17 protein-coding genes are annotated in these 20,241 nt (G+C 54.1%); 6 read left to right on the top strand and 11 right to left on the bottom strand.

What is annotated here, in order from left to right:
- Positions 1-17: 17 nt before the first annotated feature.
- The 6 genes from exaC to fdnG form a co-directional block, all read right to left on the bottom strand.
- Positions 18-1,556: an acetaldehyde dehydrogenase ExaC gene (gene exaC, locus AACU55_RS00470; protein ID WP_013573400.1), complete on the bottom strand. Its 1,539-nt coding sequence runs from the start codon at positions 1,554-1,556 to the stop codon at positions 18-20.
- Between the two features lie 101 nt (positions 1,557-1,657).
- Positions 1,658-2,299, bottom strand: coding sequence for a glutathione S-transferase (locus AACU55_RS00465; RefSeq protein ID WP_013573399.1), 642 nt, complete (start codon positions 2,297-2,299; stop codon positions 1,658-1,660).
- Positions 2,300-2,384: 85 nt separating this feature from the next.
- On the bottom strand, positions 2,385-3,290 hold the full coding sequence (gene fdhE, locus AACU55_RS00460; protein WP_134706466.1) for a formate dehydrogenase accessory protein FdhE: 906 nt from the start codon (positions 3,288-3,290) through the stop codon (positions 2,385-2,387).
- Positions 3,287-3,940, bottom strand: a complete 654-nt coding sequence (gene fdoI, locus AACU55_RS00455; protein ID WP_013573397.1) for a formate dehydrogenase cytochrome b556 subunit — start codon at positions 3,938-3,940, stop codon at positions 3,287-3,289. Before fdoI ends, fdhE begins: the two co-directional genes overlap by 4 nt.
- A complete protein-coding gene (gene fdxH, locus AACU55_RS00450) occupies positions 3,937-4,848 on the bottom strand; it encodes a formate dehydrogenase subunit beta (protein WP_112151990.1) in 912 nt (303 codons plus the stop codon). The genes fdoI and fdxH overlap by 4 nt, the downstream gene beginning before the upstream one ends.
- Positions 4,849-4,860: 12 nt before the next feature.
- Positions 4,861-7,908 carry a formate dehydrogenase-N subunit alpha gene (gene fdnG, locus AACU55_RS00445; RefSeq protein WP_134706464.1) on the bottom strand — a complete coding sequence of 1,016 codons (3,048 nt, stop codon included), beginning with the start codon at positions 7,906-7,908 and terminating at the stop codon, positions 4,861-4,863.
- A 145-nt stretch (positions 7,909-8,053) separates the two neighbouring features.
- Between fdnG and fdhD the strand changes: the two genes are divergently transcribed.
- From fdhD to yiiM, 4 genes are all read left to right on the top strand, one after another.
- Positions 8,054-8,896: a formate dehydrogenase accessory sulfurtransferase FdhD gene (gene fdhD / locus AACU55_RS00440; RefSeq protein ID WP_037033853.1), complete on the top strand. Its 843-nt coding sequence runs from the start codon at positions 8,054-8,056 to the stop codon at positions 8,894-8,896.
- A 210-nt stretch (positions 8,897-9,106) separates the two neighbouring features.
- Positions 9,107-9,727, top strand: a complete 621-nt coding sequence (sodA, locus tag AACU55_RS00435) for a superoxide dismutase [Mn] (protein ID WP_013573393.1) — start codon at positions 9,107-9,109, stop codon at positions 9,725-9,727.
- Positions 9,728-9,998: 271 nt separating this feature from the next.
- Entirely contained in the window at positions 9,999-11,945 is a 1,947-nt protein-coding gene (locus tag AACU55_RS00430) for a methyl-accepting chemotaxis protein (protein WP_134706462.1), read from the top strand.
- Positions 11,946-12,048: 103 nt separating this feature from the next.
- Positions 12,049-12,720, top strand: a complete 672-nt coding sequence (yiiM, locus tag AACU55_RS00425; RefSeq protein WP_134706460.1) for a 6-hydroxyaminopurine reductase — start codon at positions 12,049-12,051, stop codon at positions 12,718-12,720.
- A gap of 171 nt (positions 12,721-12,891) precedes the next feature.
- Here yiiM and AACU55_RS00420 read toward each other — a convergent pair whose 3' ends face one another.
- Entirely contained in the window at positions 12,892-13,251 is a 360-nt protein-coding gene (locus AACU55_RS00420; RefSeq protein ID WP_013573390.1) for a YibL family ribosome-associated protein, read from the bottom strand.
- A gap of 164 nt (positions 13,252-13,415) precedes the next feature.
- Between AACU55_RS00420 and AACU55_RS00415 the strand changes: the two genes are divergently transcribed.
- Entirely contained in the window at positions 13,416-13,838 is a 423-nt protein-coding gene (locus AACU55_RS00415) for a hypothetical protein (protein ID WP_134706458.1), read from the top strand.
- On the opposite strand, the gene AACU55_RS00410 is transcribed toward AACU55_RS00415, so the two are convergent.
- Positions 13,807-15,300, bottom strand: a complete 1,494-nt coding sequence (locus AACU55_RS00410; RefSeq protein ID WP_037033857.1) for an aminotransferase-like domain-containing protein — start codon at positions 15,298-15,300, stop codon at positions 13,807-13,809. The genes AACU55_RS00415 and AACU55_RS00410 overlap by 32 nt on opposite strands.
- Positions 15,301-15,444: 144 nt before the next feature.
- Between AACU55_RS00410 and AACU55_RS00405 the strand changes: the two genes are divergently transcribed.
- Entirely contained in the window at positions 15,445-16,053 is a 609-nt protein-coding gene (locus AACU55_RS00405) for a LysE family translocator (RefSeq protein WP_037033907.1), read from the top strand.
- Positions 16,054-16,058: 5 nt separating this feature from the next.
- On the opposite strand, the gene AACU55_RS00400 is transcribed toward AACU55_RS00405, so the two are convergent.
- The 3 genes from AACU55_RS00400 to AACU55_RS00390 form a co-directional block, all read right to left on the bottom strand.
- Positions 16,059-16,607, bottom strand: coding sequence for an MltR family transcriptional regulator (locus tag AACU55_RS00400; protein ID WP_014411435.1), 549 nt, complete (start codon positions 16,605-16,607; stop codon positions 16,059-16,061).
- Positions 16,608-16,743: 136 nt separating this feature from the next.
- On the bottom strand, positions 16,744-17,892 hold the full coding sequence (locus AACU55_RS00395) for a mannitol-1-phosphate 5-dehydrogenase (RefSeq protein WP_013573385.1): 1,149 nt from the start codon (positions 17,890-17,892) through the stop codon (positions 16,744-16,746).
- 134 nt (positions 17,893-18,026) lie between these two features.
- Positions 18,027-19,940, bottom strand: a complete 1,914-nt coding sequence (locus AACU55_RS00390; protein ID WP_013573384.1) for a PTS mannitol transporter subunit IICBA — start codon at positions 19,938-19,940, stop codon at positions 18,027-18,029.
- Positions 19,941-20,241: the final 301 nt, after the last annotated feature.

Below are 20,241 nucleotides of genomic sequence, written 5' to 3'. Positions count from 1 at the left end.
TTAATGGCAACTCAGAATCAGAAAAGCCCCATCGGTTTACTCGAATAACTCACCAGTAAACATTTCGTTTGCTGATAGTGATCCAGCATCATCTTATGGGTTTCGCGCCCGATACCGGATTGTTTGTAGCCGCCGAACGCCGCATGTGCCGGATAGGCGTGATAGCAGTTGGTCCAGACACGGCCAGCCTGAATGTTGCGCCCCATATGATACGCCACGTTGCCGTCACGGCTCCAGACACCCGCCCCCAGCCCGTACGCCGTATCGTTGGCGATTTGCAGCGCCTCATCCATATCTTTGAATGTCGTTACCGCCAGCACCGGTCCGAAAATTTCTTCCTGGAAGACGCGCATGTTGTTTTTACCCAGCAAGATGGTCGGTTGCAGGTAATAACCCTCGTTCAGCGAACCTTCAAGTTTCTTCTTCGCACCGCCGGTCAGCACTTCCGCGCCCTCATTTTTACCGATTTCGATGTAATCCAGAATGGTTTTCATCTGTCCGGCAGACACCTGCGCGCCCATCTGGGTTTCCATATCCAGCGGGTTACCGGTTTTGATCGCTTCCACGCGTTTGATTGCCCGTTCCATAAAGCGTTCGTAGATGGACTCCTGCACCAGCGCACGGCTCGGACAGGTACAGACTTCGCCCTGATTGAAGGCAAACAGCGCGAACCCTTCCAGCGCTTTGTCGAAGAATTCGTCCTCTTTATCCATCACGTCGGCGAAGAAAATATTCGGCGATTTACCGCCCAGTTCCAGCGTAGCCGGGATCAGGTTTTGTGCAGCATAGCCGGCGATCCGCTGGCCGACTTCCGTCGAACCGGTGAAAGCGACTTTGGCGATACGTTTGGAGGTCGCCAGATATTCGCCGATTTCCCCGCCCGCGCCGTTGACCACGTTAATGACGCCAGCAGGCAGAATGTCCTGCACCAGTTCCATCAGCAACAGAACCGACAGCGGCGTCAGTTTGGCCGGTTTGAGTACGATGCAGTTACCTGCCGCCAGCGCCGGTGCCATTTTCCAGCACGCCATCAGCAGCGGGAAATTCCACGGGATAATTTGTGCCACCACGCCCAGCGGTTCGTGGAAATGATAGGCCACGGTTTCGCTGTCGATTTCGCTGATCCCGCCTTCCTGTGCGCGTACGCAGGAGGCGAAATAACGGAAATGGTCGATGGCTAACGGCACGTCTGCACCACTGGTTTCGCGGATCGGTTTGCCGTTATCCCAGGTTTCGGCATTTGCCAGCAGTTCAAGATTTTGTTCCATGCGATCGGCGACTTTCAGCAGTAAGTTTGCACGCTGCTGCACCGGCATTTTTCCCCATGCGTCTTTGGCTTGATGGGCGGCATCCAGCGCCAGATCGACGTCATCGGTGCTGGAACTGGCCACTTTACACAGCACTTCGCCGGTAACCGGCGTCAGGTTGTCGTAATACTCTTTTTTTACCGGCGCGACCCATTCACCGCCAATAAAGTTGTCGTATTGTTTTTTGAGTTTCAGCGGGAAACCGTATTCTTCCGGTTTGACGGCATGAGGATTTTTATCATAGGCCATGATGGAACTCCTTTATGCAACAGGGATTAGCAGAGCGCTGCACAAAGCTTAGGCTTTAAAAATCTCACCGGCAGATTGTAAAGAGAAGTCTTCGAGCGGCCTCACACCTTTTTCGCTGCAAAGCTGGCGTTACCACTTCCGGGGGGTGTGGTGCGCGCAAAACTCTCGCGCTGGAACAGGCGTTCAACCAGTTTTACCAGTTCGGGATGCTCGACACACCAGCCCGGCGCAATACGCCGGAAGTTGAGATAGCCCAGACAACAGGCGACGGCAATATCGGCCACGTTGAGGCTTTCAGAATTGAGCAATGTACGGTTTGCCGCATGCTTTTCCAGCGCATCCAGCCCGCGCAGCAGTTTTTCCCGCTGGCGCAAAACCCAGGCTTCGTTACGTTTATCGGCATCGCGGCGGCCTTCCAGCACCAGCGCCACGGCAGCATCAGTGACGCCGTCGGCCAGCGCTTCAATTTGCTTCACGCGTAACGCTTCCAGCGGCTGCCACGGCAACAGCGTGGGCGCGACATTCATCAGTTCGATGAACTGCACAATGATCGGGGAATCATAGAAAATTTCGCCATCATCGGCGACCAGCGCGGGGACTTTTCCGAGAGGATTGTACTGTGTGATTTTGCAGCCAGGTTCGTGGGGGGTGTCATTAATGAAATCAAACGGGATGCCTTTTTCCAGCAACATCACCGAAATTTTGCGTACATACGGGCTGGTATAACTGCCGATCAATTTCATCAGACCCTCCTCGTTTTCGCCGGAACCTCTTTTAAAGCTAGCAGCCATGCCGGGGTTTACCAGTCACGGCTGCCAGATTTACAGGTTACCCGGCGGGAAACAGGAACGGGTTGATGCCGCTGCCGGAAAATCCTTTATCTTCCATCCGGTCATCGAGCAGCAGCGTGGCGAGGTCGTCCGCCACAGCGTCAGCCTGCGGGTCTTTATCCTGATAAATCAGTTTCAGATACGCACCGCAATCATCGCAAGCTTCGGCTTTCACCGTCGCCTGCTCATCATCAATCGACCACAGATTCAGATGCTCCATCTCGTCGCAGTTGCTGCATTTCGCCCGTACCACATGCCACTGGCTTTCACACAGATTGCAGTGCAGATAGCGCAGGCCACCGGCATTGATCACCGCAGACACAGGAATACTGCCGCAGACCGGGCAGAACTGACGATTTTCGCCATAATCCGCCCGCCCGACACCCCGCAACTGCGCCGCCATCTGCGCCCAGTACAGCGACAACGCGGCCCAGATAAACGGGGCTTCATCGGCCGGAACGTGTTTGAAATCCTGATTCAGCAACTGCGTCGCCATCATTTCCCGCTGCAGGCTCGGGGAATGTTCGAGGCGCTCAAGTACGCCGGACACCGGCTCTGATGCGCCATGTTTGAGCACCAGGATCAGCGCATCCAGCAAGGTCAGCCAGTGCGGCGTGCGCGGAAACAAACGGCAGTCGAGTGGCGGTTTACCGGCAGCTTTTTCTAATTCGCCACTCAGGTCGATACTGAGCGGAAACTCTTTCAGCACGCGTTGCTGGGCGTCGCAAATCGCCGCAGCAAAGTTCAGATATCCGTCGAGCGGGCTGTTTTCAGCCAGCGTGCGCAGACGATCGGCGCGGCGCTGATACAGTGTTTTCAGGTTGGCGAACAGTACCGGCGGGATGTTCCCCGCCGTGGTTTTACCGTCTGTCAGTTCGTCCTGTTGAACAATCTGGATGCTCATCCGGCTTTCCTCTTATCTTGTTCTTTTTTCAGCTCTTCAGCACGCACCTGACGATACCAGCGCGGATGGTGATACTTCGCCCATGACGCGGGCACTTTGCCGCCGGTCATGGCCGAAATCGACCCTTTCGCCCAGGTCGCCGCGTAGACGTGCATGATGATCACCAGAATCAGGCCAATACCGGCCAGTGAATGCACCAGCAGCGCCAGACGGATCAGCGGGATCGGGAAGTAACCAGCAAACCACGGACGCCAGATCATGACGCCGCTCGCCATCAGCAGCACAAGGCAACTGATCGCCGCCCAGAACACGCATTTCTGGCCGAAGTTATAGCGGCCTGTGTCGCCGACTTCATGATTGGTCAGCACTTTGCCGATATTTTTCGCCCACACAATGTCATCTTTTTCCGGCAGGTTGTGCTTCCAGTAGCGGAAGAACATGCCGAGGAAAGAGACGAACATCACCACGCCGAAAAACGGGTGCAGGATACGCGCCAGTTGCGGGGTGCCGTAAACGTTCATCAGCCAGTTAAACGACGGGAAAAAGAAGCCGATGCCGCTGAGCGCGAGCGTCACAAAACAAAACGCCACGATCCAGTGATTGAGACGTTCCACCAGGTTATAGCGCTGGATTAACTTCTCTTTTTTCATGGTCGTTTCTCCTCATCGTCATGTTTATCTTCCCCTTCCGTATGCTCTTCCTCTTTCACGTAATTCGGCCCCACGCCGAGGAAGTGGAATGCCGCCGCGGCGAAGGTCACTGCGAAGCCGACGGCGGCCAGCGGTTTCCAGACACCTTTCCACAAGGTAACCGCCGCGCTGATGGCCGGATCTTTTGGCAGGCCGTGATACAGCTCAGGATTGTCGGCGTGATGCAGCACGTACATCACGTGCGTGCCGCCAACGCCCTGCGGATCGTATAAACCGGCATGTTCAAACCCGCGGCCTTTCAGCTCGCTGACGCGTTCTGCAGCCAAATCCTGCATTGCGGTTTTAGTGCCAAAATGAATCGCACCTGTCGGGCAGGTTTTCACACAGGCCGGTTCCTGGCCGACGCTCACACGGTCAACGCACAGCGTGCATTTGTAGGCACGGTTATCCTGTTGGTTGATGCGCGGAATGTTGAACGGGCAACCGGCGATGCAGTAACCGCAGCCAATGCAATGTTCTGACTGAAAATCGACGATGCCGTTGGCGTACTGCAAAATCGCGCCTTCCGCCGGACAGGCTTTCAGGCAGCCCGGATCGGCGCAGTGCATGCAGCCATCTTTGCGGATCAGCCATTCCAGCTTGCCGTTTTGTTCTACTTCTGAGAAACGCATCACCGTCCAGGATTTCGCACTGAGATCCATCGGGTTATCGTAAACGCCGGTATTAAACCCGACGTCATCGCGCAGGTCGTTCCATTCGGAACAGGCGACCTGACAGCCTTTACAGCCGATGCAGGTGGTGACATCGATGAGTTTCGCCACTTCCTGCTGATGATCACGGGCACGCGGCGCTGGCGTGAACCCGTTGGTTGCGGACTTACGAAGTATGTCCTGTGATTGCATTGCCATAATTCGCCTCCGTTAGACCTTTTCCACGTTAACCAGGAACGCCTTAAACTCCGGCGTTTGTGAGTTAGCGTCACCGACTGACGGCGTCAGCGTGTTGGCTAAATAACCTTTACGCGTCGCGCCTTCAAAGCCCCAGTGGCAAGGGATGCCAATGGTATCAACGTGCTTACCGTCGATGGTCAGTGGCCGGATGCGTTTGGTCACCACGGCTTTCGCCACGATGAATCCGCGCTTCGAAGACACTTTCACTTCATCGCCCTGCGCAATGCCCTTCGAGGCGGCCAGACCTTCGCCGATCTCGATAAACTGTTCTGGCTGCGCAATGGCGTTCAGCAACGCGTGTTTGGTCCAGTGGCGGAACAATTCGGTAATTGAATAGGTGGTCGCCACATACGGGAAGTCTTTGGCGGTGCCCATATTCGGCAAATCGCTGGCAAAAATGCGCGCGACCGGATTGGAAATCACCGCCGGATGCAACGGGTTGGTGCCAATCGGTGATTCGATCGGTTCGTAATGCTCAGGGAACGGGCCGTCGGCCATTTTGTCAGTGGCGAATAAACGGCCGACGCCTTCCTGTTGCATGATGAACGGCCCGACACCGGACCCCGGCGCGGCGGCGCTGTAATCCGGGACATCAAAACCAATCCACTTCGCGCCATCCCAGCGGATGATTTCGCGTTTCGGATCCCACGGCTGGCCCTGCGGATCAGCGGACGCACGGTTATACAGAATGCGGCGGTTGAGCGGCCAGCACCACGCCCAGCCGGACGTACAGCCCAGACCGGAAGGATCGGCGTTATCGCGGCGCGCCATCTGGTTACCGGCTTCCGTCCAGCTTCCCGTGTAAATCCAGCAGAAACTGGCGGTGCTGCCGTCATTTTTCAGATGGGCAAACGTCGAAAGTTGCTGGCCTTTTTTCGCCAGCAGATTGCCCTGGTCATCATGAATATCAGCCAGCGCTTTGCCGTTGGCTTCGCGGGCGATTTCTTCCGGCAGCGGGTCGAGCGGATCCTGATAATCCCACGCCATATTCATTACCGGCAGCGGATTGGCACCGCCCTCTTTCTGGTACAGCTCACGCAGTTTCATGAACAGACGGGCGATAATTTTGCCGTCGTGCAGCGCTTCACCCGGTGGCTCAGAGGCCTGGAAGTGCCATTGCAGCCAGCGACCGGAGTTCACAATCGAACCGTTTTCTTCTGCAAAACAGGAAGACGGCAGACGGAACACCTCGGTCTGAATATCGGCGGTCTGCACGTCGTTCATTGCACCGTGGTTTTGCCAGAAGTTTGAGGACTCAGTCACCAGCGGGTCGATCACCACCATGTATTTGAGTTTCGAGAGTGCACGCGAGGATTTGTTTTTGTCCGGGAAGGCCGCCAGCGGGTTGAAGCCCTGCACGATATATCCGTTCAGCTTGCCTTCGGTCATCAGCTCGGCCTGTTGCAGCACGTCGTAGCTTTTGTCCCATTTCGGCAGCCAGTCAAAGCCCCAGTCATTTTCCGCCGTGGCGTGATCGCCCCAGAAGCTTTTCATCATACTAACGAAAAAGTTCGGTGTGTTTTTCCAGAAATTGACCTGTCCGTCCACCAGCGGTGCGGGCGTAATCTGATGCAGATAATCAGTGAAATTAGTCTGTTTTTCCGACGGCAAAGGCATGTAACCCGGCAGGTTCAGCGACAGCAAACCGAGGTCGGTATAGCCCTGAATATTGGAGTGACCACGCAGGGCATTCACGCCGCCGCCCGGCATACCAATGTTGCCAAGCAGCAACTGGATCATCGCCGCACAGCGGATGGTTTGTGCGCCGCCGGTATGGTGCGTCCAGCCCAGCGCATACAAAATAGTCGAGGTTTTATCGCGTGCGCAGGTTTCCGCCAGAATGGAACTGATCAGCAGGAAATCTTCTTTTGAGGTACCGCACAGACGTTCCACCAGTTCCGGCGTGTAACGGGAAACATGCTCTTTCAGCAAGTTCCAGACACAGCGCGGGTCCTGCAACGTTTTATCCTGTTTCGCGAAGCCTTTTTCATCCAGCTGATAGTGCCAGCTTTCTTTGTTATAGGATTTTTTCGCCGCGTTAAAACCGCTGAAAAGACCGTCGTTGAATTCATAATCTTCACGTACCAGCAGGCTGGCATTGGTGTATTCCAGGACGTATTCGGTCTGAATTTTATTGTGGGTGATCAGATAGTTGATCATGCCGAGCAGGAAGGCCGTGTCAGAACCAGCGCGAATCGGCGCGTAGATATCGGCCACCGCAGCACTGCGGTTAAAACGCGGATCGACGACGATGACTTTAGCGTTATTTTTGGTTTTGGCCTCAATCACCCATTTGAATCCGACCGGGTGCGCTTCTGCCGCATTTCCGCCCATAATTAAAATCACATTGGCGTTTTTGATGTCGACCCAGTTGTTCGTCATCGCACCGCGACCAAAGGTTGGCGCTAATGCCGCCACGGTCGGGCCATGACAAAGACGGGCCTGACAGTCGATCGCCACCATACCCAGTGCGCGGGTGAATTTCTGATCCAGCAGACCGGTTTCATTACTGGCCGCAGAAGAACACAGCATGCCGGTGGTCAGCCAGCGGTTGACCGTCACGCTGTTTTCATTTTTCTCGACGAAGTTGGCGTCGCGGTCATCTTTCATCAGGCGGGCGATACGGGAAATCGCCTCGTCCCACGTGATGCGCTGCCATTTATCGGCACCGGGAGCGCGGTATTCCGGATATCTCAGACGGCCTTCGCTGTGGATGTAATCCAGCACGCCTGCGCCTTTCGGGCACAACGAGCCACGACTGACCGGATGATCGGCGTCACCCTCTACGTGGAAGATATTTTCAGTGACGTTTTTCGCGCCATCGCCCTGGCTGTAAATCAGTATTCCGCAACCTACGGAACAGTAAGTGCAGTTGTTGCGGGTTTCACGGGAGCGAAGCAGTTTGTATTGGCGGGTTTCCGCCAGCGCCATGGTAGGAGTAAATCCTAATAATGCCGCCGTGGTGCCGGCCATACCACCCGCACATATTTTGAATAATTGTCTTCTGCTGACTTGCATGAAAGACTCCTTCCCATCATCTGTTAACACATTGCTTTTCAAATTGGCGCTTTCCGCGGCTGATGCGGAAGCGTTAAAATTAAAGCTAAGTACCCATAGTTTTTGTGCGGCTTATGTAGCCGGAATGTTTATAAGGTTATTGCTAATGGATGTCCATCAAGTAAACGAACTGGGCGAAAAAGATGACAAAAAAGTGACTCAGATCATCGGAGCCAGCCAAAAAACGGTGATGCAGCGCGCACATCTCAATGAGCCGGAAGATGACTGGATTGCTCAGGAAGTGCCCGTTGCGCTGGTTTATAACGGCATTTCGCATGTGGTCATGATGGCTTCACCGAAAGATCTGCAGGCCTTTGCGCTGGGCTTTTCGCTGTCAGAAGGGATTATTGAATCGGTCAGTGATATTTACGGGATGGAGGTGACACCAAACTGTAACGGGATTGAGGTTAACATCGAATTATCGAGCCGCCGTTTCGCCGGGCTGAAAGAACGCCGCCGTGCCATGGCAGGCCGCACCGGTTGCGGCGTCTGCGGCATCGAACAGTTAGGCGATTTATTCCGCCCGCTCGCGCCGCTGCCGTTCAGTCAAACCTTTGATCTGGCGAATCTGGACAACGCGCTGCACCAGCTGAAATCCGTGCAGGAAATCGGCCAGCTCACCGGCTGTACCCACGCCGCCGCGTGGATCACATCGCAGGGTGAATTACTGGGTGGCTGCGAAGATGTGGGCCGTCATGTAGCGCTCGATAAAATGCTCGGTATGCGAGCCAGACAAAGCGACTGGATATCCGGCGCCGCGCTGGTATCAAGCCGCGCCAGCTATGAAATGGTGCAGAAAGCCGCGATGTGCGGCATCGAAATCCTGTTTGCCGTCTCCGCCGCCACCACGCTCGCAGTCGACGTTGCCGAAAAATGCAATCTGACGCTGGTCGGTTTCAGTAAACCGGGACGGGCAACGGTGTATACACATCCGCAACGGTTACGTTAACTCTCTCTAAGCACCGCGTGCCTTTAGACAATTTAGGATTGTTTGCGGTTATCTGGTTCTAAGCCCCGTATAACAGGCGCTTACGAGTACCCGCACAAAGCATGGAGCATAGATAATCATTTTCAATATCATTTAATTAACTATAATGATCCGACTGATTACGCGGTGCTCACAATGACGGTGCCGCCCTACACTATGGAGACGATGAACATGAGTTATTCACTGCCATCACTGCCTTACGCATACGACGCACTCGAACCGCATTTCGACAAAGAAACGATGGAAATCCATCACACTAAACATCACCAGGCTTACGTGAACAACGCTAACGCTGCGCTGGAAAGCTTGCCGGAACTGGCTGCACTGCCGGTTGAAGAACTGATCACCAAACTGGATCAGGTTCCTGCAGACAAGAAAGTTGCACTGCGTAACAACGCAGGCGGCCACGCTAACCACAGCCTGTTCTGGAAAGGCCTGAAAACTGGCACCACCCTGCAGGGCGAACTGAAATCTGCGATCGAACGCGATTTCGGCAGCGTTGACGCTTTCAAAGAAACTTTTGAGAAAGCAGCGACCACTCGTTTCGGTTCAGGCTGGGCATGGCTGGTACTGAAAGACGGCAAACTGGCGGTTGTTTCTACTGCTAACCAGGACAGCCCGCTGATGGGCGAAGCCATTTCCGGCGCTTCCGGTTACCCGCTGCTGGGCCTGGACGTGTGGGAACACGCTTACTACCTGAAATATCAGAACAAACGCCCTGACTACATCAAAGCCTTCTGGGCTGTTGTAAACTGGGACGAAGCAGCAAAACGTCTGGCTGAAGCGAAGTAATTTCGCACCGCCGCCCTTCGCGGGCATGATGATGTTTTCGCCAATGGCGGGTCAGTGACCCGCCTTTTTTATGTCCTGAATTTGTATGCATGATCACTGTTTTACAGCGAATTATTCTTCCGTTTCCCGCCATTATTAGACCCCGCTCGCATTAATCAAAAATACGCCACAGATCCTATAAAGTTTATTAAACAACCTACCGATAGATTGTTCACAAAGGCGTCACAAAAACGCATGTCTATTTAAAAGGGATGTTTGACGGAGAATGATTATGAGTAACGGATCGGGTCTTTCGCAGTGGATGAACAATCTCAAGGTCGGCACCAAACTGGGTCTGGGTTTCGGCCTGGTGCTTTTGATCGCGGCCGTCATTACCACTGCGGGAATGATTAAATTTAACGACATCAGTCAGCGTGCGGAAAAAGTCGATTTCAGTAATCAGATGAACGCATTACTCAATGATGCCCGCCTCAGCCGTACGCTTTATCAGCTCAATTACAATCCGGCGTATCTCAAAAAAAATCAGGACAACATTGACGCGCTGTCGCAACTGATTGAGCAGTCGAAAGACAAGCTGAAATGGGATGCCGCTGGCCAGGCAGAACTGGAGCAGGTGCCGGTAAAAATTCATGAATATCAGCAGGCACAAGCCGCGTTTAAAGAAGCCGTCGACCGCAAAGATGCGGTACGCGCCAGTTGGAATCTTTCCGAAACCGAAGCCGTTGTGAAACGTTTACAAGATCAGCTGCGTGTGGAAGATGCCGATCCTTCCATTCGTCTTTCACTGGCCGAAGTCATTCAAAAACTGATCAACGTGCGTTATGACGTGCGCGGCCTGTTGCTCAACATCAACAAGGAATCGGAAGCCAGGCTGTTAAAGTCAATTGATGATACGCAGGCCAATGCTAAAAAGCTGAACGCATTACTGTTGCCGGATCAGCAGGCCACACTCGCCCCGCTGATGAGTGCGCTGGCGACCTATAAAGATCACGTTATGGCCTACATGCCGGCTTACGAAGATGAACAAAAGAACTCGCAGCTGCTGACAGTAAAAGCCGCTGAGATGAACACACTGGTCGCAAAAATATTCAAAAATGAACTGGATAACACGCATAAAGACATCACTAATGCACAGATGATCATGATGGTGATTACGCTGATCGTAATGCTGGTGGGGATTATCATTGCATGGCGAATCACCCGCCAGATTGCCCAGCCGCTGCGCGATACGCTGAAAACGGCGGAGGCGATTGCGCGGGGCGATCTGACTGTCGCGCATCCAACCACACGTCGCGATGAGCTGGGTATGCTGATGAACGCGGTGTCCGCGATGAGCCAGAATCTCAGTACGATGATTTATGAAATCCGCTCCGGCGTTTCACAGGTTTCTCACGCGGCGGCTGAAATCGCCGCCGGGAATACCGATCTTTCCTCACGCACCGAACAGCAGGCCGCCGCGGTTGAAGAAACCGCCGCCAGCATGGAAGAACTGAGCGCGACGGTGAAACAGAACGCCGATAACGCCCATCACGCCAGCAAACTGGCCAGCGAGGCTTCGGGCACCGCAACGCTCGGCGGCAAACAAGTCGGCGAAGTGGTCGACACCATGCAGCAGATTTCCGGCAGCTCAAAACGTATCGCCGAAATTACGTCCGTCATCAACAGCATCGCGTTCCAGACCAATATCCTGGCACTGAACGCTGCGGTTGAAGCCGCGCGAGCCGGTGAACAGGGCCGCGGATTCTCAGTCGTCGCCTCGGAAGTCCGCATACTGGCACAGCGCAGTGCCCAGGCGGCGAAAGAGATCGAAGGGCTGATTGCGGAGTCGGTTGAACGTGTTAACACCGGTGCGAAGCTGGTGGAAAATACCGGACGCACCATGCAGGACATCGTGAAATCCGTCTCGCATGTGCGCGATATCATGGGTGAAATCGCCTCTGCTTCTGACGAGCAAAGCCGTGGAATCAGCCAGATTTCGCAGGCGATTGTCGAAATGGACAGCACGACACAGCAGAACGCCGCGCTGGTTGAGCAGTCATCCGCTGCCGCCGATTCACTCGAAGATCAGGCCGCGACGCTGACGCAGGCAGTCTCGGTATTCCGCCTGGCCGATAACGGCGATATGCTGGCCGCACCGGCATCCGCCGCGCTGCGCCGTCCGGCCCTGCCGCTGCCAGTTCAAGGCAAAACCAGTCAGGATAACTGGGAAACGTTCTGACTGATTAACCTGCGCACCCCGCATGTGCGCAGGTATTCCTTCTACTCCCGCTGCCGAATGCAGGTTATGCTTGAGCGAGTGACATTTCAGCAGCGGAGAGCTTATGCATTATCCCGACGTGTACATCGGTACCATCGAGCATTATCCCGACTTTTCACCCAGTGCGATTGCCAAACGTCAGGTTGATGGCGCGGTCGCTCTGACGCCTCTCGGGCTGGAGAACGATCAGCAGGCCGAAAATTCTTATCACGGTGGCGCTGACCGCGCGCTGTGTCATTTTCCCCGCGAGCATTACGCCTGGTTGCGCCAGCAGTTTCCCGAAGAAGAGGACCGTTTTCATCCGCCTGCGTTTGGGGAAAACCTTTCGACACTCGGCATGACCGAAGATAACGTGTATATCGGCGATATTTTCCGCTGGGGCGACGCGCTGATTCAGGTCACGCAACCCCGTGCGCCCTGCTACAAACTGAACCATTTTCTCGACTGCAAAAACCTGTCGCCGCTGTTACAACAAAGCGGCCGCTGCGGCTGGTTATATCGGGTGGTCAGTACGGGGAATGTCAGTGGCGACCGGCCGCTGGAACTGCTGACGCGCAACAGTGAGGTGTCCGTCGCAGAAGCGATTTCTATCGCCTTCAACATGCCGTTTGATGAGGAACAGTATCGCCGTCTGATGTCTGCGGCAGGGATTTCTGCCAGCTGGAGTAAAACCATGCAGATGCGGCTGGTAAATCGCAAGATCGAGGATTTTGGGCGGAGATTGTTTGGGAAATAAGAAACAGAACGGGTATGGCTGGAGGGTTTTTTCTTTGCTCCTCCCCCTGCGAAAGGGGAGGCTGGGAGGGGGTTATAAAGACAAAACCCGAGTCAAAGCACACGTCAACTCTTTGATTCTGCTTTAATACCCCACCCCAACCCTCCCCTTCGCAGGGGAGGGCGTGTTAGTTCAGAATTCTTTCTTAGCGAAACCGGTCACCGCTTTCAGGCCCATTTCGCGGCCCAGCGCAGTCATCGGGTGAACCACCACGATACCGCGAACGGTTTTCTTCAGCGTGCCCATATCAGCCTGTTCTTTCTTGGTGATTTCACGGCTGAACAGCTTTTCCAGCTTCTGCGCTTCGGTGCTGAGTTTTTTCTCACGCACTTCTTTCAAACGCGCGATCTCGGCAGCCAGTTTTTCTTTCTCTTCTTCGTGCTTAGCGATTAACTCAGCATTACCTGCCTGAATCACGGTTGCATCTTTGTGATTAAGTGCATCCAGCATGTCGCTGAGGCGTTTAATCTCGGCTTTTTCGACTTCTTTCATAGTGACCAATTCGTGTAGTGAACAATTGGGCTAAGTGTAACAGCCCGATGCGCGAGATGCTCGATTTGTGCGGCATACATTTTGTTCTGAGATTTTCAGGATGTTTGCATTTGCACATGGGACTAGGATCACCCCCATCATTTTCCCTCATGGAGAGAGACATCATGAAGCCGACATTCAGCCACGATCACCGTATTGAAATGCATTTGAACAACGGCATGTTCAACGGAAAACCACTGTATATTCACTACACATCAGCTGAAACATTTCCCAAAATTATCGCCAGCCGATGTTTTATGGCTCGCCCAAATTATGACAGACGCGGATCCGCAGCAAAATCAGGTATCTATATGGTGCGAGGCAGGAATGCCTTCAATGCCAGGCAAGCCTTTCAACAACTGTTTCTCGGCGAACCCAAATACCGTGATAGCGCGAAATATTGCTTCGTCTTTACCTTCAACAGCGAACCCTATTTAACCGGCAATTTGATTTCAGCAGGCAGTACGGTCGAAGAACTGATCCATCCGGGCAACCTCTCTTTCTCAAAAATTAATATTATTTATCAGGGAAGGAATCCGTTCCTGTAGCCTCCAGCCCCGGCGGCAAACCACACATCTCACACGCCCGCTCGCCGATGCGGATCATCGCCGAAATATAGCGGGTATCGAAAACATAACAGCACGATAAACGCAGGCCATTGGCGTAGCGACCGCTCGGTGAATACAGTTGTCCCGGCGTCATGCAGATTTTATCTTTCAGTAACTGGCGGAACAGCGTGACGCAATCGACGCCCGGCGGGAAATCCACCCAGATAACAAAGCCGCCTGCCGGTTGCGTGGCGCGGGTGCCCTGCGGGAAGTGACGGGCGATCAACGCGCGCGCCTGTTCCACCTGCGACGCGTAGCGTTTGCGTAAAACCCGCAGATGATGATCGTAACCGCCCGATTCCAGAAACAATGTCAGCGTTTGGGAAAGCAAGGCGGACTCTGCCATTGACGATACCGCTTTCAGTTTATGCAGCTTATCGGCAAAGCGCCCGCCGTCCACCCAGCCGATGCGAAAATCCGGTGCCAACGTTTTGGTAAAGCTGGTGCAAAACAGGATCCAGCCGTCCCGGTCAAAGGCTTTTACTGCCGGAGACAGCGTCGCGCCAAACTGAATTTCTGCGTAAAGGCCGTCTTCAATCAGGGGGACCTGGTGATCGTTCATCAGCCGCGCCAGCCGTTTTTTCGCCGCCAGCGGCATGGTAAAGCCCAGCGGATTTTGCGCCGTCGGCATGGCGATCACTGCATTCAGCCGTTTCTCGGTCAGCAGCATTTCCAGCACATCCAGCGACAGGCCGGTTTGCGGATCGGTGGGGATTTCCACTGCTTTCAGTCCGAGACTCGCCAGCATCGGCAGCAGATAAAAATAGGTCGGCGTTTCCAGCCCGATACTGTCGCCGGGTTTGGTGGTAACGCGCAATGCCAGCTGTAACGCCTCCATACAACCGTGCGTAATTGTGATATCCGCAGGCTCTAAAATCATGCCGAGCGTCAGTGCACGGCGCGCAATTTGCTGGCGTAACGCCGGGCTGCCCGGCGGCAGCGCGTATTGCCCGATCAGATTGGGCTGACGACGCAGCAGTGACGACATAATCCGCCCCAGTTTTCCGGTCGGGTAAAAATCGTTCGACTGCGGACAGGCCAGCGATAAGTTGGTGTAGGTGGGGTCAATTTGCGAGGCGAACACTTTGTCGATCAGATCCAGCACTTCATCTGCCGGTTCTGCCGCTGGCGTCTGCGGCTGTTCCTGCGGCTGGTGATCCAGCGCGGGCAACGCGGCCCGCACATAAAAACCGGACTGCGGACGTGCCTCGATAAAGCCGCGATCTTCCAGCCGCCGGTAAGCGGCTACCACGGTGTTGATACTGACTGACCAGGTTTGTGCGCTGCGTCGCACGGACGGCAAACGACTGCCCGGTGCGAGTGTGCCACGGCGGATAGCGTCCGCCAGTTGTTCCGCCAGTTGGTTATATCGCGTGTCGCTGAAATCCGCTGTATCAGTCATGGTGTCAGTTCCGTGAAAAGTCATGGGTACAGTTTTTAGTAATGCAATCTGTAACCATAACAATAGCGTATTTCTGGTTCTGTTACCTTTCCTGTGCAGTGTTTACTCTGGTTATCTGGAAAACAGGGGATGCAGGAAAACAAAATGATCGATACCGCTTTTGTCAGTTACGTCACCGTGATGTCAATTACACCCGGCCCGAACAATCTGTTGCTGGCGGCTTCCGGGGTGAATTTCGGGCTGCGCCGCAGCGTGCCGATGATGCTGGGAATTACGCTGGGCTGCGTGGTGCAGTGTGCGCTGATGACCTCCATGCTGGCGATTCTGCTGAGCTGGATGACCGTTGTGCGTCTGCCAATGGCGGCAGTGGGCTGTGCGTATCTGTTCTGGCTGTCGTGGAAAATTTACCGTTCCGGCTCGCCGAAAGAAGGCGCAAAACAGCAACCGATGAACATGATTAATGGCGCGTTATTTCAGGCAGTGAACCCGAAAGCGTGGCTGATGGCGACCAACGTGGCGATTCTGTTTACCCCGCCGGATGGCAACATGCTGCATCACACGCTGCTGATTTGTATCGGCTTCGCGCTGATCAATCTGCCCTGCATTCTGGTCTGGGTCGTGATGGGTGACAGGTTACGTCAGGCATTACGTGTGGAATGGAAGCTGAAAATGTTTAACACAATCATGGGCGGCATGATGGCATTAACCGCGCTGTGGTTGCTGGTCGGCGAAGTGCGCCATGCAATGATTTAAGGGATTTATTTTTGCACCGGAGAAAGCCTGGAAGGCTGCTGATTACTGATATGGGCGATCAGCCCTGTCACGGAAAGGACCATGGTGGAGCGGACGATTTGTTGATAGCGCTGACGTTGCATGGCGATCAGCGACTCGTCGGCTTCGCCCGGTTTCAGGAAAGTGGGCGCTGGCGGCAGTTCTGTCACGCAATGCAATTCACCGAACGGGCCGAGAATTTCATCATCGGTAAAACGATACTCTTCGCCGTCGTAATTCAGCTCTTCACGCAGCGCCATCAGTAATTCTGCATCTTCGTATTCATGACGGCTGATCACGCCCAGCGCATAAATCAGTTTGAGACGTACAGACAAATCACCGAGCGGTCCGGTGCCGGTCAGTAACGGTTCGACTGCATATTTCACCGCATAATCATCTTTACGGAAAACCTGCACCACCAGAATATCCAGCGCTTCGGCCAGTAACTCCACAGCGGTCATTAAAAAGCTGCGCACGGTTTTACCCGCATTAAGCTTTTCAAGTACACGGTTTTCAAACGCCTGAGCTTTTTCCATAGGGCTTACTTGCATTAAAGAGCCGATGCTGACAGCGCCCCTGGCGTCATCCATGATGCGCGCATGTCGGGCAGAAACATCCCGCCCGACAGGGCTTTCTTTGCCTGGTGTTGGCGAAATCAAAATAAACGCAGTATCAGTGCATCGATTCGTAGAGAGCGACGGCTTTCGCCACAACTTCGCCATCTTCTGGCAGACCTGAAATCTGGGCAAGGGCGGCTTTTGGCCCGACTTTCTCCAGCAATTCTACCAGTTCTTTAGCTTGCGGATCTTGCTCGCTGCGATAATGCATCGCGGCCGCAATCCCTCTCACCAGATTGTCGTTCGGCAGGCGATATTCCTGCGTGCCCAGCAAGGGTTTGATCAGACGATCACCCGCACTCAGTTTACGCAGTGGCTGACGGCCAACGCGCTCAACATCGTCATGCAGGTACGGGTTTTCGAAACGGGTCAGGATTTTTTCGATGTAAGCGAAATGTTTTTCCGGGTCAAAACCGTAACGGCGGATCAGCACTTCCCCGCTTTCTTCCATGGCACCGCGAACCACCAGACGCACTTTCTCGTCGAGGATCGCATCACGAATTGTCGCGTGGCCTGCCTGCTGGCCGAGATAGGCGGTGATGGCATGACCGGTGTTGAGGGTGAACAGTTTACGTTCAACAAACGCCATCAGGTTATCCGTCAGTTCCATGCCTGCGATTTCCGGCAATTCTCCTTTGAACTGGGTTTTATCCACAATCCATTCGCTGAAGGTTTCAACGGTGACTTCCAGCGGATCGGTGGTGCCCGCTGCCGCAGGGGGAACGATGCGGTCTACGGCGGAATCGACAAAACCGACGTGCGCTTCAACCCAGGCTTTTTCATCTTCCGGCAGGGCGTTGAATACGTGCTGTTTAAACTGGCTGGTACCGCGCACCATGTTTTCGCAGGCGATAATGTTCAGCGGCTTTTCGTTGCCTTGCTGATGACGCAGCACCAGACCTTTAGCGACGTTCGGCGCGATTTTTTCCAGCACGGTCGGACCGACGGCGGTGGTCACCAGATCGACTTCAGCGATCAGGTTGATTGCCTCCTGACCGGCGCTGTTCACGGCATTCACATTACTGACAGGCTCAACGGTGGCCTGTTCACCGACCACGTGCACGTCGTAACCTTTACGGCTGTTCAGCGCATCCAGTAAGGCAGGGCTGACATCCGCAAACGTCAGTTCAATCCCGGCATCAGCAAGTAATTTACCGATAAAACCGCGACCAATGTTACCTGCACCAAAATGTAATGCTTTCATAATATTTCCTTCAAATCGGGGGCCATACTTTATGGTAAAAAGCTTTGGGTAAAGCTGGGAGCCGCCCGGCTCCGAATCAACAAGCGGGTCTTTTATCAAGACCCGCTTAGTAACGCTCTACTGATTACTCAACCTTAGCCGCGAAGAATAGTCAGAACTTCTTCAACGCTGGTGGTGTTCGCCAGACGTTCGATAACACCTTCTTCGTCCAGCGCCGTGGTCAGTTTGGTGATCACGTTGATGTGCTCATTATTGCGCGCTGCGATACCGACGACCAGGCGTGCACGGTCGTCTTCATCATCGCCCCAGCGGATACCCGCCGGATACTGGCAGAACACGATACCGGTTTTCAGCACGCGATCTTTCGCTTCGATGGTACCGTGCGGCACAGCGATGGATTCGCCCAGATACGTCGAGGTCAGCTGCTCACGAGCCAGCATCGCGTCGACATATTCTGCCTGAACATAACCGCCTTTCACCAGTTGTTCACCGGCAAAACGAATCGCGTCTTCTTTGGTCGCTGCGTTCAGGCCGAGGAAGATGTTACTTTCGCTGATGCGGAACAGGTTTTCGTTTTCATTGTCAGTCACGATGCTGTCGCCCAGCGTAGTGGTCACTTTCTCTTTGTACTGGCTGGCTTTGTTCACTTCAACCAGACGTGAAGTCAGGTCCGTGTACAGGCCGCTGTCGAGGAAGTTGGTCAGCGAAATGTGCTGTGCGTGTGGCACCTGGCGCATCGCGCGTTCAGTCAGGTCACGGTGAGTAATCACCAGATCCACATCATCAGGCAGGTTGTTGATCGCGCTGTTGGTGACGCTGATGTTGGTCAGCCCGGCATCCTGCACTTTTTTGCGCAGCACACCGGCACCCATTGCGCTGGAACCCATACCGGCGTCACAGGCAACGATGATTTTACGTACGGTAGACAGGTCGCCAGCCACGCCTGCAACAGCAGGTTTGCCGCCTTTAGACTGGGCTTTCATATCTTGCATACGGCGTGTTGCTTCGTCCAGATCGTCGCCGTCTTTCGCTTTGGTGGTTTTCAGCAGGAAAGAAGAGATAACGAAGGACACCGCAAAGGCTGCCACGATAGCCGCGATGTTAGCGAAGTACGCACCTTTTGGTGTCATCGCCAGAACCGCCAGGATGGAACCCGGAGAAGCCGGAGACACCAGACCGCCGTTCAGCACAGTCAGGGTGAACACGCCAGTCATACCGCCCAGAATGACTGCCAGCAGCAGACGTGGGTTCATCAGAACATATGGGAAATAAATTTCGTGGATACCACCCAGGAAGTGGATGATTGCCGCACCGCCAGCTGATTGTTTAGCACTGCCACGACCGAAGAACATGTACGCCATCAGGACGCCCATACCCGGACCCGGGTTCGCTTCGATCAGGAAGAAGATAGATTTACCGGTTTCAGTCGCCTGCTGGATACCCAGCGGAGAGAAGATACCGTGGTTGATAGCGTTGTTGAGGAACAGGATTTTCGCCGGTTCAACAAAGATAGACGCCAGCGGCAACAGGTTATGAATAACCATGATGTGCACGCCTGCAGCCAGCACTTTAGACAGCGCTTCTACCAGCGGACCGATTGCCAGGAAGGCCAAAATGGCCAGCAGCATACCGATAATACCGGCCGAGAAGTTGTTGACCAGCATCTCGAAGCCACTTTTGATTTTACCGTCAACCCAGCGGTCGAAACGCTTGATGCACCAGCCGCCCAGCGGACCTACAATCATTGCGCCGAGGAACATTGGCATATCCGCACCAACGATAACACCCATTACGGTGATTGCGCCGACCACACCACCGCGATCACCACCGACCAGACGACCACCGGTATAACCGATGAGCAATGGCAGAAGATAAGTGATCATCGGGCCAACCAGTTTCGCTAATGTTTCATTAGGGATCCAGCCGGTAGGAATGAACAGAGCAGTAATGATACCCCAGGCGATAAACGCGCCGATGTTGGGCATTACCATGTTACTCAGGAAGCGACCAAAGTTTTGAACTTTGATCTTAACGTCTGGTGAAAACATAAAACGCACCCCTATTGATACGCGCTGACAATAGAGCGCGTGATATCAGTTAATTATCGGTGACGGTTGTTTCGGTTTTTGTGCCACTGCTTTAAAAATCCGTCCGTCGAATTGCTGTCTGCGAGGCGGACTCTACCACGTGATTATAGGCCTCGCGTAGCCACCCGACAGCCCGTGACACAGATCACACGTATACAGCCATCACCCCCTGCATTTTGGTGATCATCATCACAAAAGCAGCCTGTAACCGAGCTACACTGACGATTATTTGAGCGCGACCCTGCCAAATATGTGACTTAAG

This window comes from Rahnella sp. CJA17(1/100) (assembly GCF_963881615.1).
GTDB lineage: Bacteria > Pseudomonadota > Gammaproteobacteria > Enterobacterales > Enterobacteriaceae > Rahnella > Rahnella aceris.
This window is presented reverse-complemented; position numbering and strand designations above follow the sequence as displayed.

Bases quoted from the DNA above. Each gene is read 5' to 3' on its own strand.
- exaC (WP_013573400.1), bottom strand. From the start codon at position 1,556: ATGGCCTATGATAAAAATCCTCATGCCGTCAAACCGGAAGAATACGGT.
- AACU55_RS00465 (WP_013573399.1), bottom strand. From the start codon at position 2,299: ATGAAATTGATCGGCAGTTATACCAGCCCGTATGTACGCAAAATTTCG.
- fdhE (WP_134706466.1), bottom strand. From the start codon at position 3,290: ATGAGCATCCAGATTGTTCAACAGGACGAACTGACAGACGGTAAAACC.
- fdoI (WP_013573397.1), bottom strand. From the start codon at position 3,940: ATGAAAAAAGAGAAGTTAATCCAGCGCTATAACCTGGTGGAACGTCTC.
- fdxH (WP_112151990.1), bottom strand. From the start codon at position 4,848: ATGGCAATGCAATCACAGGACATACTTCGTAAGTCCGCAACCAACGGG.
- fdnG (WP_134706464.1), bottom strand. From the start codon at position 7,908: ATGCAAGTCAGCAGAAGACAATTATTCAAAATATGTGCGGGTGGTATG.
- fdhD (WP_037033853.1), top strand. From the start codon at position 8,054: ATGGATGTCCATCAAGTAAACGAACTGGGCGAAAAAGATGACAAAAAA.
- sodA (WP_013573393.1), top strand. From the start codon at position 9,107: ATGAGTTATTCACTGCCATCACTGCCTTACGCATACGACGCACTCGAA.
- AACU55_RS00430 (WP_134706462.1), top strand. From the start codon at position 9,999: ATGAGTAACGGATCGGGTCTTTCGCAGTGGATGAACAATCTCAAGGTC.
- yiiM (WP_134706460.1), top strand. From the start codon at position 12,049: ATGCATTATCCCGACGTGTACATCGGTACCATCGAGCATTATCCCGAC.
- AACU55_RS00420 (WP_013573390.1), bottom strand. From the start codon at position 13,251: ATGAAAGAAGTCGAAAAAGCCGAGATTAAACGCCTCAGCGACATGCTG.
- AACU55_RS00415 (WP_134706458.1), top strand. From the start codon at position 13,416: ATGAAGCCGACATTCAGCCACGATCACCGTATTGAAATGCATTTGAAC.
- AACU55_RS00410 (WP_037033857.1), bottom strand. From the start codon at position 15,300: ATGACTGATACAGCGGATTTCAGCGACACGCGATATAACCAACTGGCG.
- AACU55_RS00405 (WP_037033907.1), top strand. From the start codon at position 15,445: ATGATCGATACCGCTTTTGTCAGTTACGTCACCGTGATGTCAATTACA.
- AACU55_RS00400 (WP_014411435.1), bottom strand. From the start codon at position 16,607: ATGGAAAAAGCTCAGGCGTTTGAAAACCGTGTACTTGAAAAGCTTAAT.
- AACU55_RS00395 (WP_013573385.1), bottom strand. From the start codon at position 17,892: ATGAAAGCATTACATTTTGGTGCAGGTAACATTGGTCGCGGTTTTATC.
- AACU55_RS00390 (WP_013573384.1), bottom strand. From the start codon at position 19,940: ATGTTTTCACCAGACGTTAAGATCAAAGTTCAAAACTTTGGTCGCTTC.